Here is an 18,362-nt window from a genome sequence, read left to right on the forward strand (position 1 = left end):
TGGTTGCGGGAGCTGGATTTGAACCAACGACCTTCGGGTTATGAGCCCGACGAGCTACCAGACTGCTCCATCCCGCGTCCGTCTAAGTGCGGCGAATAGTATAGAGATGAATGGCGTTATGCAAGAGGTAAACGTAATTTTAATACTGTTTGACCATTTGTTAAGCAATGTGGCGGGGAAGTGGGCATTGTGCTGTTTTTTAAACCTGATCACACTTTATAGAGAACACAAGGCTAATTGGTTTAAGGTGCTAAGGGGGCAAGAATAAACACTGCCTTTCTACCGCTACTCAGATTTGTTTATGCGTAAAACTCTCGCTTACGTTATAATGCGGCTCTTATTTATCAGAGTGCCCAGCGGCATTCTGCAGTGGTATCTTTAACCTCGGAAAAATTAATGTCTACTAGCACTATATATGAATACTTTGTTACCACAGCCCAAGGTCTTGAATCTTTGGTGGAAGAAGAGTTGCAATCCTTTGGAATAGAAGGGGCAAAAGCAGTTCGCTCAGGTGTGAGCTTTTCGGGTAGCTTAGAGCAAGGCTATAAAGTGTGTTTATGGTCGCGATTTGCTTCGCGCGTACTAATGCGGTTGAACGAATTTAAAGTCAATGATGTGATGGATCTGTATCTAGGTTGTAGTTACATTCCTTGGGAAGATACGTTTGCTGTTGATAAAACCTTCGCCATTGATTTTTCTGGCACTAACGATGACATTCGCAATACGCAGTTTGGTGCCCTCAAAGTAAAAGATGCCATTGTTGACCGTTTCCGTAAAAAATTGGATCAGCGTCCTGATGTTGAGCGCTCGGATGCACAAGTACGTATTAATGTGCGTTTATTCAAAGACAAGGCTCATGTCTATTTAGATATGGCGGGCAGTCCACTGCATCATCGCGGCTATAAAACTGAAACTGGCGCTGCGCCGTTAAAAGAAAACTTAGCCGCCGCGATTGTGAAACGCAGTGGTTGGCAGCTGGACCAAGCATTAGTCGATCCTATGTGTGGCTCGGGCACCATTATCATAGAAGCGGCATTGATGGCGACGAATCGTGCACCTGGCTTATTACGTACAGGTTATGCTTTTGAACATTGGTCGGGTCATGATGCCGAGCTTTGGCAAAGCATGCTCGCGCAAGCCAGCGTGATGAATAAGCGTAACGAAAACAAATGTGACACCCGCTTTTTCGCATCAGATAAAAGTCGTCGTTTAATTGAGATTGCACGCGGTAACGCGCAGCGAGCAGGTGTGGCCGACTTGATCACGTTTAGTGTTAAAGACGCAACAGAGTTTGGTAATCCGCTCGATGGCCAAACTGGGATGATTATTACCAACCCGCCTTATGGTGAGCGTATGGGTGACATGAGCGGCGCCATTGATTTGTACTCAAAACTGGGTAATCAGTTCAAAAAAGCATTTCCAGGCTGGCAATGTTCGTTATTCTCAACCGATACAGAGCTATTGAGCTGTATTGGTTTGCGCGCGAGTAAAACCTACAAGTTGTTCAATGGCCCGTTAGAGTGTGTACTGAAAAATTACCAGATCAGCGACCGTGGTTTAAGCAGCGACAAGCCAGCTATTTATTCAGAAGATTTTGCTAACCGTCTAAAGAAAAATTTACAGCAGCGTAATAAATGGGCTAAGCGTGAAGGCATAGAGTGTTACCGTGTTTACGATGCTGATTTACCTGAATACAATGTCGCCATTGACGTTTATGCTGATAATGTGGTGATCCAAGAATACGCCGCGCCCAAGAAAATAGATCCTGCTAAAGCGCGCCGACGTGTGCTCGATATCGTGGCAACCGCGCGTTATGTTATGCAAATTCCTGAAAACAAGCTGTTCCTTAAAGTGCGTGAAGTACAAAAAGGAAAAAGCCAATACCAAGCGTTAACCAAGAGACAAACCTTGCTTAATGTGATTGAAAATGGCGCGATGTTTGAAGTTAACTTGAGCGATTATTTAGATACAGGCTTGTTTTTAGACCATCGTCCAATGCGTAAACGCTTAGGTGAAATGGCCAAGGGCAAACATTTTTTAAACTTATTCTGTTATACCGCCAGTGCCTCTGTTCATGCAGCCCTTGGCGGCGCTGCATCGACCACAAGTGTTGATATGTCGCACACCTATCTTGATTGGGGCAAGCGAAATTTTGCGCTGAATAAAATCAAAGGTGCACATCAATTTGAACAAGCTGATGTGCTGAAATGGCTGGATGAGTGTAAACATCAATATGATTTAATTTTCTTAGATCCACCAACGTTTTCAAACTCAAAGCGCATGGACGGCACGTTTGATGTGCAGCGCGATCACGTTGCCTTATTGACCAATGCCAGTAAAAACCTCACTGACGGTGGCGTATTGGTTTTTTCTAATAACAAACGTGGCTTTAAATTAGATGAAGTAGGCGTGAAGGAAGCTGGTTTCTCAATTGAAGATGTCAGTAAGGCATCGATTCCCGAAGACTTCAAGCGTAACGACAAAATTCATCAGTGTTGGATCTTAACAAAATGTTAGGGGTAACACTGTATTCTGCTGATGGCTGTCATTTATGTGAGTTAGCCAAAGCTATTTTAGACGATTTAGCGGTGACGTATAGCGTCATCGATATTGCACTTGATGATGAATTAGTCGAACGCTTCGGCGTGCGCATTCCGGTGTTAATGAAAGACTCAAGTGACAATGATTTAGGCTGGCCGTTTGACGCGGCTGCCGTAACCTTATTTTTGGAATAAACTGTGGCATTAATTACATTGCAACAAGCGGATTTAGCCTTTGGCGATACGCCGTTATTAGATAACGCTGAATTGGTGATAGAGCCGAAGGAGCGTGTTTGTTTAGTGGGCCGAAATGGCGCCGGTAAATCCACATTATTAAAAGTGTTGTGTGGTGAAATTCAGCTTGATGATGGCCGTATTGTTAAAACTAACGATTTAAAAATAGCGCGCTTAGAACAAGACCCTCCCCAAGTTGAAGGCGTGACAGCCTATGAATACGTAGCCAGTGGCATGGCTGAAGTGGGCAAAGCGGTTACAGAATACCATAAGCTTTCTCATGAGTTAGGCAATAATCCAACAGACAAGCAGTTAAATCGGTTACAGGCACTACAAGAGCAACTGGATTTGCACAACGGCTGGTTGTTGGATTCAAAAATCAATCAAACCCTTGAGTTACTTGAAATTGATCCTGATATTTCCCTCGATCAATTGTCGGGTGGTTGGCAGCGCAAAGTTGCGTTAGCGAAAGCCATGGTCGGTGAGCCGGATTTATTGTTTCTTGATGAGCCGACCAACCACTTAGACGTGGCGACGATTGAATGGCTTGAGCAGTTTCTAATGAACTTTGCTGGCAGTATTGTATTTATTAGTCACGATAGGGCGTTTATTCGCCGCTTAGCAACGCGTATTGTTGATATTGACCGTGGTAACTTGACCTCGTGGCCAGGTGATTACGAGTTGTATCTGGAGCGTAAAGAAGAAGCACTACGTGTTGAAGAAGAGCAAAATGCTGAATTTGATCGCAAGCTTGCTTTAGAGGAAGTGTGGATCAGGCAAGGTATTAAAGCTCGCCGCACGCGAAATGAAGGCCGCGTTCGCGCCCTTAAATCGATGCGTCAAGAACGCTCTGAGCGCATTAATGTGATGGGTAAAGCGAAAATAAATGTGGATGAAGCGGTGCGCTCAGGCAAGATTGTCTTTGAAGCAGAGCACTTAGCCTACGAGTTTGAAGATCAAAAAATCGTTAATGACTTCAGCTTTATGATCCAACGAGGCGACAAAGTTGCATTAATTGGCCCTAATGGTTGTGGTAAAAGTACCTTGTTAAAAATCATGCTAGGTGAGTTGGACGTTCAGGGTGGAAAGCTCAAATGCGGCACGAAACTTGAGGTGGCCTATTTTGATCAGTATCGCGATAAGCTCGATCCTGAAAAAACTGTGATGGATAACTTAGCTGAAGGAAAGCAAGAGGTTGAAGTTAATGGTAAGATGCGCCACGTATTGGGCTACTTACAGGACTTTTTATTTCATCCTAAACGAGCTCGCACGCCGGTTAAGGCCTTATCGGGCGGTGAAAAAAACCGTCTGTTGTTAGCCAAAATTTTCTTGAAACCAAGTAATTTGCTTATTCTCGATGAGCCAACCAATGATTTAGATGTTGAAACATTGGAACTTTTAGAAGAATTACTTGCCAATTACAAGGGCACGTTATTACTCGTGAGTCATGACCGTCATTTTGTTGATAACACGGCGACTCACAGTTGGGTATTTAAGGGCGACGGCGAGGTTGAAGCTTTTGTGGGTGGCTACGCAGATGCGCGTGCAATTTTAGATGCCAGAGCCGAACAAACTAAGGCCGTTAAGTCAGAAAAAAACGCAGAAAAAATAGTTAGCCCAGTGGTGACTAAACCCGCTGTCGCAAAAAAGAACAAATTATCTTACAAATTAAAATTAGAGTTGGAGCAACTACCGAGCTTGTTAGAGACAATTGAATCTGACATGGAAGTACTGCAAGAAGAAGTAAATGATCCAGCATTTTTCAATCGTCCCAGTGATGAAACTACGGCTAAATTGTTAAAACTAACGGAATTAGAGCAGCAGCTTGAAACAGCTTTAGAGCGTTGGGAAGAATTAGAAGCTTTACAAACAGGGGAATAACTCGTTAATGAACGTTAAATTATCAGCATTATCTATTGCATTAGGCTTAGCTTATGCATCAAGCGCGCTTGCCACACCTGTGAACCCTGGTGCGTATTATGAAATTGAAGAAGTTGCGATTAACAAAACCGGTGACTTTGAACAGGCAAACTTTGGTCCTTATGCGGTTGCAATCTCGCCCAATGGCACGCTAGCTGCTGGTCTAACAACACGGTCTTCGATTGAGGCAATAGATTATGGCCTGCATTTCACCTATGAACGCGAATGCTATTATTCAAACGAAATTTGTGAAGTCATTTATCAAGGCAGCAACAGCGCTGCGCAAAGTAGTTATGAAAACGCAATTCGTAAGTGGCGCTTAGATCAAACTAAAGCGGCTGACAATTATTACAGTAGCCAGTTTATTCCTTTTACCCTAGGTGCGGACTTAAATCCTAACCGCACTAACGTATTTGATAATGCTAATACTAACTCAACCGATCAAGTTGTTACTGATATCTCTGATAGTGGTGAAACAGTGGGCTATGGTTCAGCCACTTACTCAACGGGCACTCCTTTTAGCCGCGATTTTACTCGCCATGCTTTTTATAAATCGGCCACGGGCGAAGTGTGTCAGTTAAAACCAACAACCGACCTTACGCGAGGTGGTTTTAGTGCGGCTTACAACATCAGTGAGGTTACGTTTGCTAATGGTGAAACCCGTAAGCTAGTGTTTGGCCACGCCAGTGTCAATCGTCCTAATGATGAAAATATATACCTTGATCGTTGCTTTGCTAGCACAACCGATGACGATCGCAATCGATATAACGAACTCACGTATTGTCCAGGATTTAACACTCAGCCTTGGGTTTGGGATGTCACTAATGGCTGTGACACTGGCTCTCTCGAGGGAAGCGCAATGGTGGCTAACCCGACTGAACAATGGTTGGATAATCGCGGTGGTGAGAAAGGAATGATTTACAGCGCCGCTGGATTTAGTAGTGACAAGCAAGGTGTTGTGGTTGGTTTCTCTAGTCAGCGTATGAACAATAGTGAGCGTGGTGATCGTGCTCGCGCAGTTTATATGACGCCCAATGAAAACGGTGAGTATTTAGCGAATCCAGTTGAACTGACGCAAGTTGAAATGGGGGTTGATGATCCTAATGATAATCTTCGTCATACTTGGGCCACGGATATTAACAATAACGGTCTGATTATTGGTAACCGCGTATTTGAACTGGTCAAGGGGCGTAACCGTCCAACTGAGTTTTTTATCTTTGATAAAGCAGCCCAAACAGCTATTTTGCCGTTGGCGGATAAAAACATCCGTACCAAAAAAGAGCGAGTTGAAGGTACTAACAGCAATAAACCCGGCGCAAACAGTCAGGCTAGCGCGATCAATGATAGCGGGCTTGTGGTTGGCTGGGCCGATGCCCCAGGTGAGGTTCAGCCTGTGGAATCGGGAAATCCACGTCGCCAATCTGCATTTGTCTACGATGTTAGCACCCAAGATGCATGGTACCTCAACGACCTTGTATGTACTAAAGATGCTCAAGGCGTCGTTAAGTTACCTTATTACCGCTTTGAAAAAGCAAAAGACATTAGCGATGACGGCACCATTTTGGCGACTGGTTATCGTTACGATAACAAAGATGACTTTATTAACATGGTTAATGCACACCCTGTATTACTAAAATTAACACGAAATCTATCAGCAGGTGACATAAACAGCCAGCCTAGTTGTTATGACTCTAAGGAAGCTGAGGTGATTGACAAACCATTTACACGCTCGGGCGGTAATGCATTTTGGCTGTTGTTACTTGGGTTACCTTTACTAGTGTTGCGCAAGTTCACAAAATAGAAATAATAGCCATTTGCTAAATGAAACGGTTTCAGTGAGTTATTAAAAACGCGCTGAAATCGCTTAAAAGCGACATTGACGTACCTGCAAAACTCATCTAATTCTAAATAACAAAGTTGAAATGGCTTTGTGTTTTTATTAGTCATAAGAGGTCGTACTCAATGAAAAGACAAAAAAGAGATCGTTTAGCGCGTGCTCACGCCAAAGGTTATCATGCTGGAGTGCTTGGACGAGCAAAAGAAGTTTGTCCGTTTCAGCAGGTGGATGCCAAAAGCTCTTGGCTAGGAGGTTGGCGTGATGCTTATGAAGAAAGGAGTCACGGTCTCTTTATGAAATAAAAAAAAGCCCCGTAAGGGGCTTTCTTATTTGATGTTACAAGTTTCTAAATTATCGCTCTGGCGAAAATTAGAAGCTGTCAGTATCTTTAAATAAGCCTACTTTTAAATCTTTCGCGGTGTAGATAACGCGGCCGTCTACTGACACTTCACCATCAGCAATACCCATGACTAATTTACGCATGATGACGCGCTTCATGGTGATTTTGTAAGTGACTTTTTTCGACGTTGGTAAGATTTGACCGGTGAATTTAACTTCACCTACACCAAGAGCGCGACCTTTACCCGGGCCACCACTCCAGCCAAGGAAGAAGCCGACTAATTGCCACATGGCATCTAAACCAAGACAGCCAGGCATGACAGGGTCGCCAGGGAAGTGACAATCAAAGAACCAAAGATCGCGATTGATGTCTAGTTCAGCGATAATCTCGCCTTTACCGTGCTCACCATCAGTCTCATTAATCTTTAGGATACGATCCATCATTAACATGTTATCGACTGGTAATTGGCAATTACTTTCACCAAATAATTCACCACGGCCACATGCTTGTAGCTCTTCTTTAGTGTAAGCGTGCTTACCTAAATCTTTTTGAGAGGTCATAATCTCACTCGTTGGTAGTTTGATATAAAAACAAAGTGGCACACTTTATATAAAAGCCTGCCGCCATGCAAGTTAGAGTCTGTAATGGTGTGTGCAACAACTTGCTTTAACGGAAAAATTGTAAGCATTTTGCCAGCCAAGTATCTTCATCATCATCGCGGCCACCTAGCTCTTTTATTCGATGACGGATCGCATCATAAACCGTATCCACATCACTAATGGCAATGCTAATGGCTTGATCGACATGGCTGATGGCATAGATAGTTAAGCGTTTACCCTTAACGGCTTCCAACACATCATGATCTAAACTTAGGTTGATCAAATTTGATGCGGGGATCAATACAGTTACTGGACTATTAAGTTGTTTTAATTGAGCGGTCCGGCAAATGGCGGCTATTTTCTCATTTATGCCGCCCACGGCCATCACATTACCCGCTTGATCCATCGCGCCTGTCATGGCGAGATCTTGGCGTGCAGGTTGTTGTGATAAAGCGGACATTAACGCCACATAAGTGGCAACCGCCGCGCTATCGCCATCGGTATGACTATAGCTTTGCTCAAAGACTATATTGGCTGAAAAAGGTACGTGCTCTTCTTTACCAAAGACTTGGCTTAAGTAGCTTTCCACTATCATCATGGCTTTGGAATGAATATTACCCGCCATTTCAGCCTTACGTTCAACGTCAATCACTTCACCATCGCCTAAGAATTCGGCAGCGGTGACGCGAAATACTTCACCGAATTCGATAGGATGGCCATCAAGCTCTACGACTGAGAGCCCATTTATTTGACCAACAGCGTGTCCTTGTAATTGGATTGGTATTTGTTGCTCAACAATCGACTCGTCACTGTAACTTTGCGGCAAAATCATGGCATTTTTTTGCTGCGCGATATATTCACTCAGCACAGCGGGTGAGAAGTGAGCATTAATCAATCGACAACGGTTAAACAATTTACTCAAATAACTCACGTTAAATTGAATATAATGACGATGCTCACGGCGCGCACTCAGGTGTTGTAGCAAAGCATTAAGAGCAACATCGTCTGGTGGCGCTAATTGATTATGCATGGCTTGTAAGTTAATGAAGTCACGGACTAAGCCAATGTTGTTATCAGTAATTTTCACTTCATCGGCTACTTCAGCAAACTGCTGGTTTAGGCCTGCAAACTCGGGGTCAAGCTGACTTAACTCCGCCAACTGACTACGACTGCCGGTAATGATTATTTTACAATTTAGAGCGCTTGAATCGGGGAGTTTTACACCTCGTAGTTTGTCTGCGCCACGCGCATTTTGCCAGTGTTGTTGCCCGGTCAATAAATAACTTTTAACTTGATACCAAAGTATTGGATTTTCCAGCAACGGTGGCACATTTAATACTAAGTAGCCATTACGCTGTGTCAGTAATGCGCCAGGGCTTAAAATCAATTGTTGAGCACTATTGAGGTAAATTTCACCAAACAAATCCGCCTCATTAAAAGCATTCAAAAAAGCTAAGCGCTGCTCAGGAAGTGGGCGTAGTTTACCTTGTTTCAGGGCGCCGAAGCGTTCTGTCAGCAGTGTCTGTGTGGCTGGGTCAAGTTGTTGGAAATCGGCCGCTGTAACGGGCTGATCATGGATGATGACGCCTGCCTGTTCGCAATGATCAAATATGGCAAAATGTGTTGCTAATTGTTGTGCTGATGACTGGGGTAATATCTGGCAAATATATTCTTTGGCGGTGTTCCAATCACTGATGCAAAAAGTCAGAAGCTTGTTGGGTAACAGCTGAAAATCAGTTAACTCTCGTTGTGCAAAAGGAAATAAGGCTGTCCAGTCTGATGCTTCGTTACGAGACTTGTGTGTTATCAGAGATGTGAAGTCAGGTTGCAACAGATCGAGTGATAAAGGATTTAACTTAGGCAAGTGGGTGTTCCGTTAAGGATAAAGCGAGCATTATAACCTGTATCGTTAGGATAAATCGACCGTTGCCTTAATTTGCTGAAACAGGAATTGTAGCCAGATATCTGTACTTCATTGGTGTTATTAGGCAATCAATGGGGTTGGTCTTAATCAGAATGAAGAAATCAAATCAATGAGTCAGCCGGTTGAAAGAAATTGGCAGCTCTGGCTGCCAACTTTTTAGTGCTAGTATGGTGTTAAAATTAGGGCTATCTTATTCAAATATAACCCTAATCGGCGATTCATTAAGTTATGGTAATAATGGTCGATGTGGACGAGCAATAAAATTTTTCGTATCAATGTTTACTTCATGAATTTCGACATCCAACTTTTGCCCTTGTGTAAGAACAACTTGATCATTGATTAACACATGACCTGTTTCCATGCGGCACTGAAGTTGCTCTTTGTCTTTGTGAAGGAAACTGGATGGGATAAACACAAATGCGCCTATGTCTAACAGTTTAACTCTAACGCCTGCACGTACTACATCCACCACTTGGCCATTAAAGACTTCGCCTGTGTTGGCTCTAGCAGCGAGGTACTGGGCGTATAACCAAGCATTGGCGCCGTTTTCAGCCATGCGCTGTTTTTTGCGCTTTTCATTTATTTGATTGCCAAGATTTTCATCCAGCATTGTGGTGGGCTGTTGCGTTAAGATGCTTTTGATTTGATAGTGGTTAACTAGATCACTGTATTTGCGGATGGGCGAGGTCCATGTTGCGTAAAGTGGTAGCCCCATCGCGAAGTGAGGTTCGCCAACGGGCTTAAATTCACTGTAAGCAAACATACGACGTAGTCTGAAATCTAAGTATTGATTACCTTGGCTACGGATTTGGCGACGTATTTCACAATATTGTTTTAAGTCAGTTAATTGTTCAGCGGTCACTGCAAAACCGTGTTCGGCCATTAATGCTATGGCTTCGTTGGTCCGCTCGACTTGTAACCCAGGTTGGCAATTGAATACCCCCTGTACTTGATGTTTGGTCAACAATTGCGCTCCGCAAACATTGGCCAATACCATGGCTTCTTCTACCATGCGATGTGCGATGCGCCTTGGTAGTGCTAGAATTTCTTCGAGCTCACCAGTGTCAGATAATACAAATTTATAATCAGGATTGTCGTCAAAGGTGAGGGCGTTAGCTTCTCGCCATGCTAAGCGTTTGGCGCTGCATTGTTCGAGTAATTTAAGCTGCTCTGCTATGGCTGGCTCTGGCTGCCAATCTAAGTTTGTTTGTTCTATGAAGTCTGAAACTTGGTTATAGCTTAGCTTAGCCACAGATTGAATGGTGGCCAGCTCAAATTGTGCTTCATCAATGATATGACCATGATTATCAATATTCACTTTACAGACTATCGCAACGCGCGCTACTCCCGCTTTTAGTGAGCATAAGTCATCACTCAGCTCGCGAGGTAACATGGGAACGTTGAAATTGGGCATATAAATAGTGAAACCACGTTCAGCAGCAATGCGCTCAAGCTCGCTTTGCGGGGGGATGTAAGCCGTGGGATCAGCAATAGCGATGGTTAATTGCCAGCCATTTTCACGCGCTTCTATATGAAGGGCGTCATCCATATCTTGGGTTGTTTCATTGTCAATGGTGAAAAAGGGGAGGTGTTGATAATCGGCTCTTTGACTTGCGTCTAGTTCAGGCCAAGTTAGAGGCGGCGCTGGCGGGGTGGTGGCTAAATCAAGTTTTGCTAAGGTCACCCAGCGGCCGACGTAGGGATCGTCCCCCGCGGCAATTTTTTCATTTATTAGCACGGCAAAGCGTTTTTCGTCTTTCAGTGTGTGTTGCGTCAAACTTGCTTTAACCCAATCCCCTTCCTTTAAACCGGTACTTTTTAATGTTGCATGAAGCTTGGCGTTAAATGGATGTTTGAACACTGGGTTTTCAGCAACAAACTGTAGTTTGCCTTTAAAGTGCTTAATTTTGCCGACAAACTCAGTATTCTGCTGGCTGATTAATGACTCTGGCTCAGCAGTTGGCTTATCACCAGTTTCACGAATGATGGCAATGACCCTGTCACCATGTAATACCTTTCTCATTTCATTTGGGGTGATGAAATAGCTTTCTTTATCATCGGTTTCTAAAAATCCAAAGCCGCGCTCGGTGGCTTTGATGATGCCTTCTTTTTTAGGCAGCTCGGATTGCATTTGCTGTTTTAGCTGCGCTAGCAGCGGATTATCTTGAAACATATATTCATCTACCGACGTTGAGATTGTGGCAATATAAGGTTTGCGCAGATGAAATCCAAGTGTTATCGGTTTTGTTGGTCGCTCCAATTGCGACAACAGGGTATAATCACTGCGTTATTTAAGTATTAGTTTGCGGAGCATCACCCTTGGATTTTGAAGAATTCTCATTAGATCGTCGATTATTAACCCCGTTATCTCATCAAGGCCTTACCACGGCCACCGATATACAGCGCCAAGCCATTCCTGTGGCGATGCAAGGCAAAGATATGATTGCCTCTTCAAAAACGGGCTCTGGGAAGACGTTGGCATTTCTATTGCCGGCAATGCAACGAGTTCTTAAACAGCGCGCGTTAAGTAAGCGCGACGCGAGGGTGTTGATCTTGACCCCAACCCGTGAGTTGGCTAAGCAGGTTTACGGACAATTACGACTATTGGTCGCGGGTACAGGTGTCAAAGCCAGTCTAATCGTGGGCGGGGAAAATTTTAATGATCAAGCCAAGCAATTGTTAAAAGACCCGCAATTTATCGTCGGGACGCCTGGGCGAATTGCTGATCATCTTACCCAGCGCCAGATCCACCTCAATGGCCTCGAAATGTTAATATTGGATGAAGCCGATCGGATGTTAGATTTAGGTTTTGCCGATCAACTGTTACAAATAAACCGCGCGGCTGATCACCGTTTGCGTCAAACCTTGTTGTTCTCTGCAACCTTAGATAACACCGAGGTAAGCAGTATTGCGCAGCAGTTACTTAAAGCGCCGGTTCGGGTGTCGATTGGTGGTGCTAATGATGAGCATACCGATATCACCCAACGCTTCTATTTATCTGATAATTTAGATCACAAAAAAGCGCTGTTAAAAGCATTACTCAGTGAAGAAAACATTACTCAAATGATAGTGTTTACTGCTACTCGTGCGGATACGCAAACCTTAGCAGAATACATTACCGAGCTAGGGTTAAATAGTGTTGCCTTAAGTGGCGACATGAACCAAGGTAACCGTAATAAAATAATGGATGGTTTTTCTCGTGGTCAGCAACAGGTGCTAGTGACGACGGATATTGCATCTCGTGGCTTAGATTTAATTAATGTGTCACACGTGGTTAATTTTGACATGCCCAAGCATGCGGAAGAATATGTTCATCGAATTGGTCGTACTGGCCGCGCTGGCTCAAAGGGCAGTGCAATTTCATTAGTCGGGCCTAAAGACTGGGAAAACTTTCAAGCAGTAGAAGCTTATCTAAACCAGCCTATCAGCTTTGATTCGGTTGCAGCGCTAAAAGCTAAGTTTACAGGATTAAAAGTGGCTAAAAAAGTGACGCGTACCGATGAGATCAAAAAAGGTAAACAAGGTCGAACCACTAAAGTGAAAGCCACACGGACTAAATCAGTTAATAAAACTTACCTTAAAGGTGTGGATGTTGGTGATGCGCCAATGCGGCGTAAACCAAAGCCGTAATAACGACTTTCTAAGCAGCATATATGCTGCTTTTTTTATGTCTTTAATTCACTGCGAGGTGTAATGGTCTAAGGTTGATATAATAGAAGATGATTAACAGTGCTAAGAGCTTGATCTCTATCTCGGTTCTAGTCTAATTTGGCGAAAATGATTGAGCAACTAGTCGCTTCACGCTAGGGTCATTATTCTAGCTTATGTGCCCATAAGGAGCTTTTTCATGATCTCACCTGACCTGTTTACACTCCATGAAAATAATGTTGATTTATTACTCTCCATTGAGCCATTAGCCGATGTTATTAAAGAAGAACACCTGTTAATGGCATTGGCGGCTAGCCCTTATGAGAAATTCAAGCCCAGTGCAGTCGGGCTAACCGAAGCAGTTAAGCTGTTTGCCAAGCTAAGAGAAGAAGCTGAGGTATCAGACGAGGACAATAAGCCCATTATTATTGCCCAGCGTCTTGATGCGGTGATCTCAATTGACTTAGACAAAGAAAAAATGACGGCCTTTGCCAATGTTACTGCAGCTTGGGGAGGTAACAAATTAGATGAAGTTACAGTAAAAGAAGCCCTTAGTTCGGCGGGCGTAACTTATGGGATCCGCACCAATAATATTGTTGCGTTGATCTCGACACTAAATAAAGCACAGCCTGGAAAAGTGATTCGAGCGCCAATCGCCAAGGGCTTAGCGGCTAAAAATGGCACGGATACGCGTTTTGAACGATTAGTTGAAACGTTAAAAGAGCGGGTTCGTAAGCCCAAAAAATTGCAAAGTGGCAAGGTAGATATGCGTGATTTAGGAGCCCTTATCTCTGTGAGTAAAGGTAAGCCGTTAATGCGTAAGCATCCGCACACACTTGGCGAAGATGGCTTTAAGGTAACTGGCGAGGTAATTGTCCATAAAGAAGGTAAAGAGCTTGAATTTGATGTTGGAAAAAACACGGAAATTAGTAGCAAAAACCCGAATTATTTAGTCGCAACCAAAACAGGCATACCCATAGAGATTGAGCGTGGAATGATTGTTGACGATGTATTAATGATCCCCAATGTGGATGTTGGATTTGGTCACGTTGATTTTGATGGCAGCATTCTAATTAAAGGCGATATTTGTGAAGGGATGAAGGTAAAAGCCACCGGTGACATTAATGTTGGCGGCATTGTTGAATCGGCCGAGGTGGAAGCGGGTGGTGATCTAATTATCGAAAAAGGTGTAATAGGGCACCACACCGAAGAAGGTGACCATTATAGTTGTCATTTGACGGCTCATGGATCCATTGAAGGGGTTTTCGCGCAATATACTAAAATAACGTGCCATGGCACGTTACATTTCAATCACCAGTTGATCCACTGTGATGTTACCTGCTTTGATAAAGTTGAAGTGATGGATGCGGGAGGACGTAAAGGAACGATTCTTGGCGGTATAGTGCGTGCCCTGAAAGGGGTGGCCGCTGTCAATGTCGGAGCAGATGCCGGTACACGTACGGAAATAAACATGCTGGGCGATTTGGCTGCGAAATACCTTGAGCGAAAAGTGCTATTACAAGAAATTGAGGAGGAAGAACATAAGTTACATGAAATTGATCAAGCAGCCACTAAGGTAAATCAATTGCCCGATACAGATAAAAAAACCACCCTCATTCACCGCTTAAACCTGAGTAAGCAACATGAAGAAGCGCGCATTAATGACGTTAAGCAGCGAGTTGAGACGATAGATAACTATATTGAGAATTACATAACGCAGGCTCGACTAACTTGTCAAGGCCACTTATATAGCGGTGTTGTCATCTCACTGGATGAGCACACACTGGCGATAGATCATGAACGTCAAGGGGCGTTTGTTGGTTTGCTTGACAATAAACTGCAAATATCTCCACTTAACTAACGTTTATAACTAGCGCCTAGTTCTCATGAGGAAGCGCTAGATATCTCCCCAGTAACATTGATTTGCGCAGGGCTTTTCTCTACTATTGTCGACCAACTATTTTATCGACTGTAATCAGTCAAATTAGACACACATGTGGCGCTTGGTATGCGTCACCACTGTAACAAGGAAAGCTCATGCCTTTAATTACTCTTCCTGATGGCAGCCAACGCCAATTCGAAAATACAACAAGTGTGATGGAAATTGCACAGGATATCGGTCCGGGGCTTGCTAAAGCCTGTATCGCTGGTCGTGTTGACGGTGTACTTGTCGACGCTTGTGATCCCATCGATAAAGACGTTAATGTTTCTATTATCACCGCGAAAGACGAAGAAGGTTTAGAAATTCTACGTCACTCTTGTGCTCACTTATTAGGTCATGCAATTAAGCAATTATGGCCAAATACCAAGATGGCGATTGGTCCGACTATTGATAACGGTTTCTACTATGACGTTGATATGGAAGAGCCTCTGAGTGAAGATGATTTAGCGAAGCTTGAAAAACGCATGCTTGAATTGGCTAAAACCAATTATGTGGTGGTTAAAAAGAAAGTCCCTCTTGAAGAAGCTGCTGCTGTGTTCAAAGCTCGTGGCGAAGATTATAAGCTTGAGATCATCGCCGGGATAGAAGCAGATGCGAGACCAGGCTTGTACCATCATGAAGAATACGTTGATATGTGTCGTGGCCCACATGTACCCAATATGAAGTTCTGTCATCACTTTAAACTGATGAAAGTGGCTGGTGCCTATTGGCGTGGTAATTCTGATAATAAGATGCTGCAACGCATTTACGGTACAGCTTGGGCTGACAAAAAGCAGTTAAGCAGCTATTTAAAGCGCTTAGAAGAAGCGGCCAAGCGTGATCACCGTAAAATTGGTAAACAGCTTGACCTTTATCATATGCAAGAAGAAGCGCCAGGTATGGTGTTTTGGCACCACAACGGTTGGACTATTTTCCGTGAATTGGAAACCTTTGTGCGTGAAAAGCTAGTTAAGTATCAGTATCAAGAAGTGAAAGCGCCACAAATTTTAGATCGTTCATTATGGGAAAAATCAGGCCACTGGGACAAGTATGCTGACGGCATGTTCTGTACTTGTAGCGAAAATCGTGAATATGCGATTAAACCAATGAACTGTCCTGGTCATGTGCAGATCTTTAACCAAGGGTTAAAATCGTACCGTGACCTGCCGCTTCGCATGGCTGAGTTTGGCTCTTGTCATCGTAACGAACCATCGGGCTCGCTCCATGGTTTGATGCGTGTTCGTGGTTTTACTCAAGATGATGCTCATATTTTCTGTACTGAAGATCAAATACTTGCTGAAGTATCCAGCTGTATTGATATGGTATTTGAAACTTACAAAACATTTGGTTTTACAGACATTGAAATTAAACTGTCCACGCGTCCTGAGCAACGTGTGGGAGATGATGCTGTTTGGGATAAAGCGGAGCAGGCACTTGCCGATGCACTGAATTCTAAAAATTTAGAATTTAAGTACTTACCTGGTGAAGGCGCATTCTATGGCCCTAAAATTGAATTCACACTCTATGACTGCTTAGATCGTGCATGGCAATGTGGTACGGTGCAATTAGACTTCTCGATGCCGGGTCGTTTAGGTGCCTCATATGTGGGTGAAGATAATGAACGCCATGTGCCTGTTATGATCCACCGAGCCATTTTAGGTTCACTTGAACGCTTCATTGGTATTATTACTGAAGATTGTGCGGGCTTTTTCCCGACTTGGTTATCACCTGTTCAAGCGGTTGTAATGAATATTACTGATAAGCAAGCTGATTTTGCCCATGAAATTGTTGAAAAATTGCAAAAATCAGGCATTAGAGTGAATGCGGACTTGAGAAATGAGAAGATAGGCTTTAAAATCCGCGAGCATACATTAAAGCGTGTACCTTACATGTTGGTTATCGGCGATAAGGAAGTCGAAGCTGGCGAAGTAGCAGTAAGAACACGAAAAGGTGAGGATCTAGGTAAATTCAAACTTGACGCTATTGTTGAAAAACTCAGTCAAGAGATCCGAAACCGAACTCAAATCAATTTGGAGGAATAAGCTATAAAAGGTGGAAGAAAGCCCCAACAGGCGGGCAAACTAAATCGTATTAATGACGAGATCACAGGTCTTAATGAAGTTCGTTTAGCTAATGCAGATGGCGAACCAATAGGTATTGTTTCATTCACTGAAGCACTGGCTCAAGCTGCTGAGCAGCAACTGGACCTGGTTGAGATCAGCCCTAATGCTGAGCCACCTGTCTGTCGTCTTATGGACTACGGTAAGTTTATTTACGAAAAAAGCAAATCCGCTAAAGACCAGCGGAAAAAGCAGAAACAGATCCAAGTGAAGGAAATAAAATTCCGTCCTGGAACTGACATAGGCGATTATCAGGTAAAACTGCGCAACCTGACTCGCTTCTTAGAAGAGGGTAACAAGGCTAAAATCACACTGCGTTTTCGTGGTCGTGAAATGGCACACCAAGAACTTGGCGTTGATCTACTAAACCGTATCAAAGCGGACTTAGAAGAGATATCTGTCGTGGAGTCTTTCCCGAAAATGGAAGGTCGCCAAATGGTTATGGTACTTGGCCCTAAAAAGCGGTAATAAAGGCTCAGCAAGTAATTGAGTGAGCTTGTTTAGGCAAGCTCTATTTAATTCGCCTCTATTATTTTTATTCATTGAACAATGCGGAGTTCGCAATGCCAAAAATGAAAACTAACAAAGGTGCTGCAAAGCGCTTTAAGAAAACGGCTTCTGGCGGTTTCAAATGTAAACAGTCTCACCTACGTCATATCCTGACTAAGAAGAGCACCAAGCGTAAACGTCACTTACGTGCTAAAAGCATGGTAGCAGCATCTGATGTTGCTTCAGTACGTCGCATGATGCCATTCGCATAAGGGGAGATTAGAAAATGCCAAGAGTAAAACGTGGTGTCGTAGCTCGCGCTCGTCACAAAAAGGTTCTAAAACAAGCTAAAGGTTATTACGGTGCACGTTCACGCGTATTTCGCGTAGCAGTACAAGCAGTAACTAAAGCGGGTCAATATGCTTACCGTGACCGTCGTCAACGTAAGCGTCAGTTCCGTCAACTATGGATTGCGCGTATTAACGCCGCATCTCGTCAAAATGGCCTGTCTTACAGCCGTTTTATTGACGGTCTGAAAAAAGCATCTGTTGAAATCGATCGTAAGATCCTTGCCGACATCGCTGTATTCGACAAAAACACATTTGCTGTTTTAGTTGATACCGCTAAAGGTGCACTAGCTAAGTAATATTAGCTTGATAAAAAAAGGAGGCTTAGCCTCCTTTTTTTGATCCCGCAAAAGCTCAGTGCAAATAAATAATCACTTACAGTGACTAAAGATGAGAACAGCATCTTAATTATGATATGCTCAGCAAAAGTGCAATTAGTTTTA

14 protein-coding genes and 1 tRNA gene are annotated in these 18,362 nt (G+C 43.5%); 11 read left to right on the plus strand and 4 right to left on the minus strand.

Annotated elements, in window-relative coordinates:
- A tRNA-Met gene (locus Q4519_RS19685) sits at positions 1 to 77 on the minus strand.
- A gap of 319 nt (positions 78 to 396) precedes the next feature.
- On the opposite strand from Q4519_RS19685, the gene rlmKL reads away from it, so the two are divergent.
- From rlmKL to rmf, 5 genes are all read left to right on the plus strand, one after another.
- Complete coding sequence (rlmKL, locus tag Q4519_RS19690) at positions 397 to 2,517, plus strand: bifunctional 23S rRNA (guanine(2069)-N(7))-methyltransferase RlmK/23S rRNA (guanine(2445)-N(2))-methyltransferase RlmL (RefSeq protein ID WP_238481365.1); 2,121 nt, start codon at positions 397 to 399, stop codon at positions 2,515 to 2,517.
- Positions 2,511 to 2,735 carry a glutaredoxin family protein gene (locus Q4519_RS19695; protein ID WP_303515321.1) on the plus strand — a complete coding sequence of 75 codons (225 nt, stop codon included), beginning with the start codon at positions 2,511 to 2,513 and terminating at the stop codon, positions 2,733 to 2,735. The genes rlmKL and Q4519_RS19695 overlap by 7 nt, the downstream gene beginning before the upstream one ends.
- 3 nt (positions 2,736 to 2,738) lie before the next feature.
- Positions 2,739 to 4,655: an ABC transporter ATP-binding protein gene (locus Q4519_RS19700; RefSeq protein ID WP_232801224.1), complete on the plus strand. Its 1,917-nt coding sequence runs from the start codon at positions 2,739 to 2,741 to the stop codon at positions 4,653 to 4,655.
- A gap of 7 nt (positions 4,656 to 4,662) precedes the next feature.
- A complete protein-coding gene (locus tag Q4519_RS19705; protein WP_303515326.1) occupies positions 4,663 to 6,495 on the plus strand; it encodes a DUF3466 family protein in 1,833 nt (610 codons plus the stop codon).
- Positions 6,496 to 6,656: 161 nt separating this feature from the next.
- Complete coding sequence (gene rmf / locus Q4519_RS19710; protein WP_232801222.1) at positions 6,657 to 6,833, plus strand: ribosome modulation factor; 177 nt, start codon at positions 6,657 to 6,659, stop codon at positions 6,831 to 6,833.
- A 67-nt stretch (positions 6,834 to 6,900) separates the two neighbouring features.
- Here the strand turns inward: rmf and fabA are convergent, their stop codons facing one another.
- From fabA to Q4519_RS19725, 3 genes are all read right to left on the minus strand, one after another.
- Positions 6,901 to 7,431, minus strand: coding sequence for a bifunctional 3-hydroxydecanoyl-ACP dehydratase/trans-2-decenoyl-ACP isomerase (gene fabA / locus Q4519_RS19715; RefSeq protein ID WP_232801221.1), 531 nt, complete (start codon positions 7,429 to 7,431; stop codon positions 6,901 to 6,903).
- A gap of 106 nt (positions 7,432 to 7,537) precedes the next feature.
- Complete coding sequence (locus Q4519_RS19720; protein ID WP_232801220.1) at positions 7,538 to 9,334, minus strand: S16 family serine protease; 1,797 nt, start codon at positions 9,332 to 9,334, stop codon at positions 7,538 to 7,540.
- Between the two features lie 286 nt (positions 9,335 to 9,620).
- The gene (locus tag Q4519_RS19725) at positions 9,621 to 11,567 is read right to left on the minus strand and encodes an exoribonuclease II (protein ID WP_303515333.1); all 1,947 of its coding nucleotides are present in this window, start codon (positions 11,565 to 11,567) and stop codon (positions 9,621 to 9,623) included.
- A 146-nt stretch (positions 11,568 to 11,713) separates the two neighbouring features.
- On the opposite strand from Q4519_RS19725, the gene Q4519_RS19730 reads away from it, so the two are divergent.
- From Q4519_RS19730 to rplT, 6 genes are all read left to right on the plus strand, one after another.
- A complete protein-coding gene (locus Q4519_RS19730; RefSeq protein ID WP_303515335.1) occupies positions 11,714 to 13,024 on the plus strand; it encodes a DEAD/DEAH box helicase in 1,311 nt (436 codons plus the stop codon).
- Between the two features lie 217 nt (positions 13,025 to 13,241).
- A complete protein-coding gene (locus Q4519_RS19735) occupies positions 13,242 to 14,903 on the plus strand; it encodes a DUF342 domain-containing protein (protein WP_303515338.1) in 1,662 nt (553 codons plus the stop codon).
- A gap of 176 nt (positions 14,904 to 15,079) precedes the next feature.
- The gene (gene thrS, locus Q4519_RS19740; protein WP_232801216.1) at positions 15,080 to 17,005 is read left to right on the plus strand and encodes a threonine--tRNA ligase; all 1,926 of its coding nucleotides are present in this window, start codon (positions 15,080 to 15,082) and stop codon (positions 17,003 to 17,005) included.
- Positions 17,006 to 17,008: 3 nt separating this feature from the next.
- Positions 17,009 to 17,551, plus strand: coding sequence for a translation initiation factor IF-3 (gene infC, locus Q4519_RS19745; protein WP_232801367.1), 543 nt, complete (start codon positions 17,009 to 17,011; stop codon positions 17,549 to 17,551).
- 95 nt (positions 17,552 to 17,646) lie between these two features.
- Positions 17,647 to 17,844, plus strand: a complete 198-nt coding sequence (gene rpmI, locus Q4519_RS19750; RefSeq protein ID WP_232801215.1) for a 50S ribosomal protein L35 — start codon at positions 17,647 to 17,649, stop codon at positions 17,842 to 17,844.
- Between the two features lie 14 nt (positions 17,845 to 17,858).
- Positions 17,859 to 18,218, plus strand: coding sequence for a 50S ribosomal protein L20 (gene rplT / locus Q4519_RS19755; RefSeq protein ID WP_232801214.1), 360 nt, complete (start codon positions 17,859 to 17,861; stop codon positions 18,216 to 18,218).
- The last annotated feature ends 144 nt before the right edge of the window (positions 18,219 to 18,362 follow it).

The sequence above is a fragment of the Motilimonas sp. 1_MG-2023 genome (assembly GCF_030547455.1).
Lineage (GTDB): Bacteria > Pseudomonadota > Gammaproteobacteria > Enterobacterales > CBDFNC01 > Motilimonas.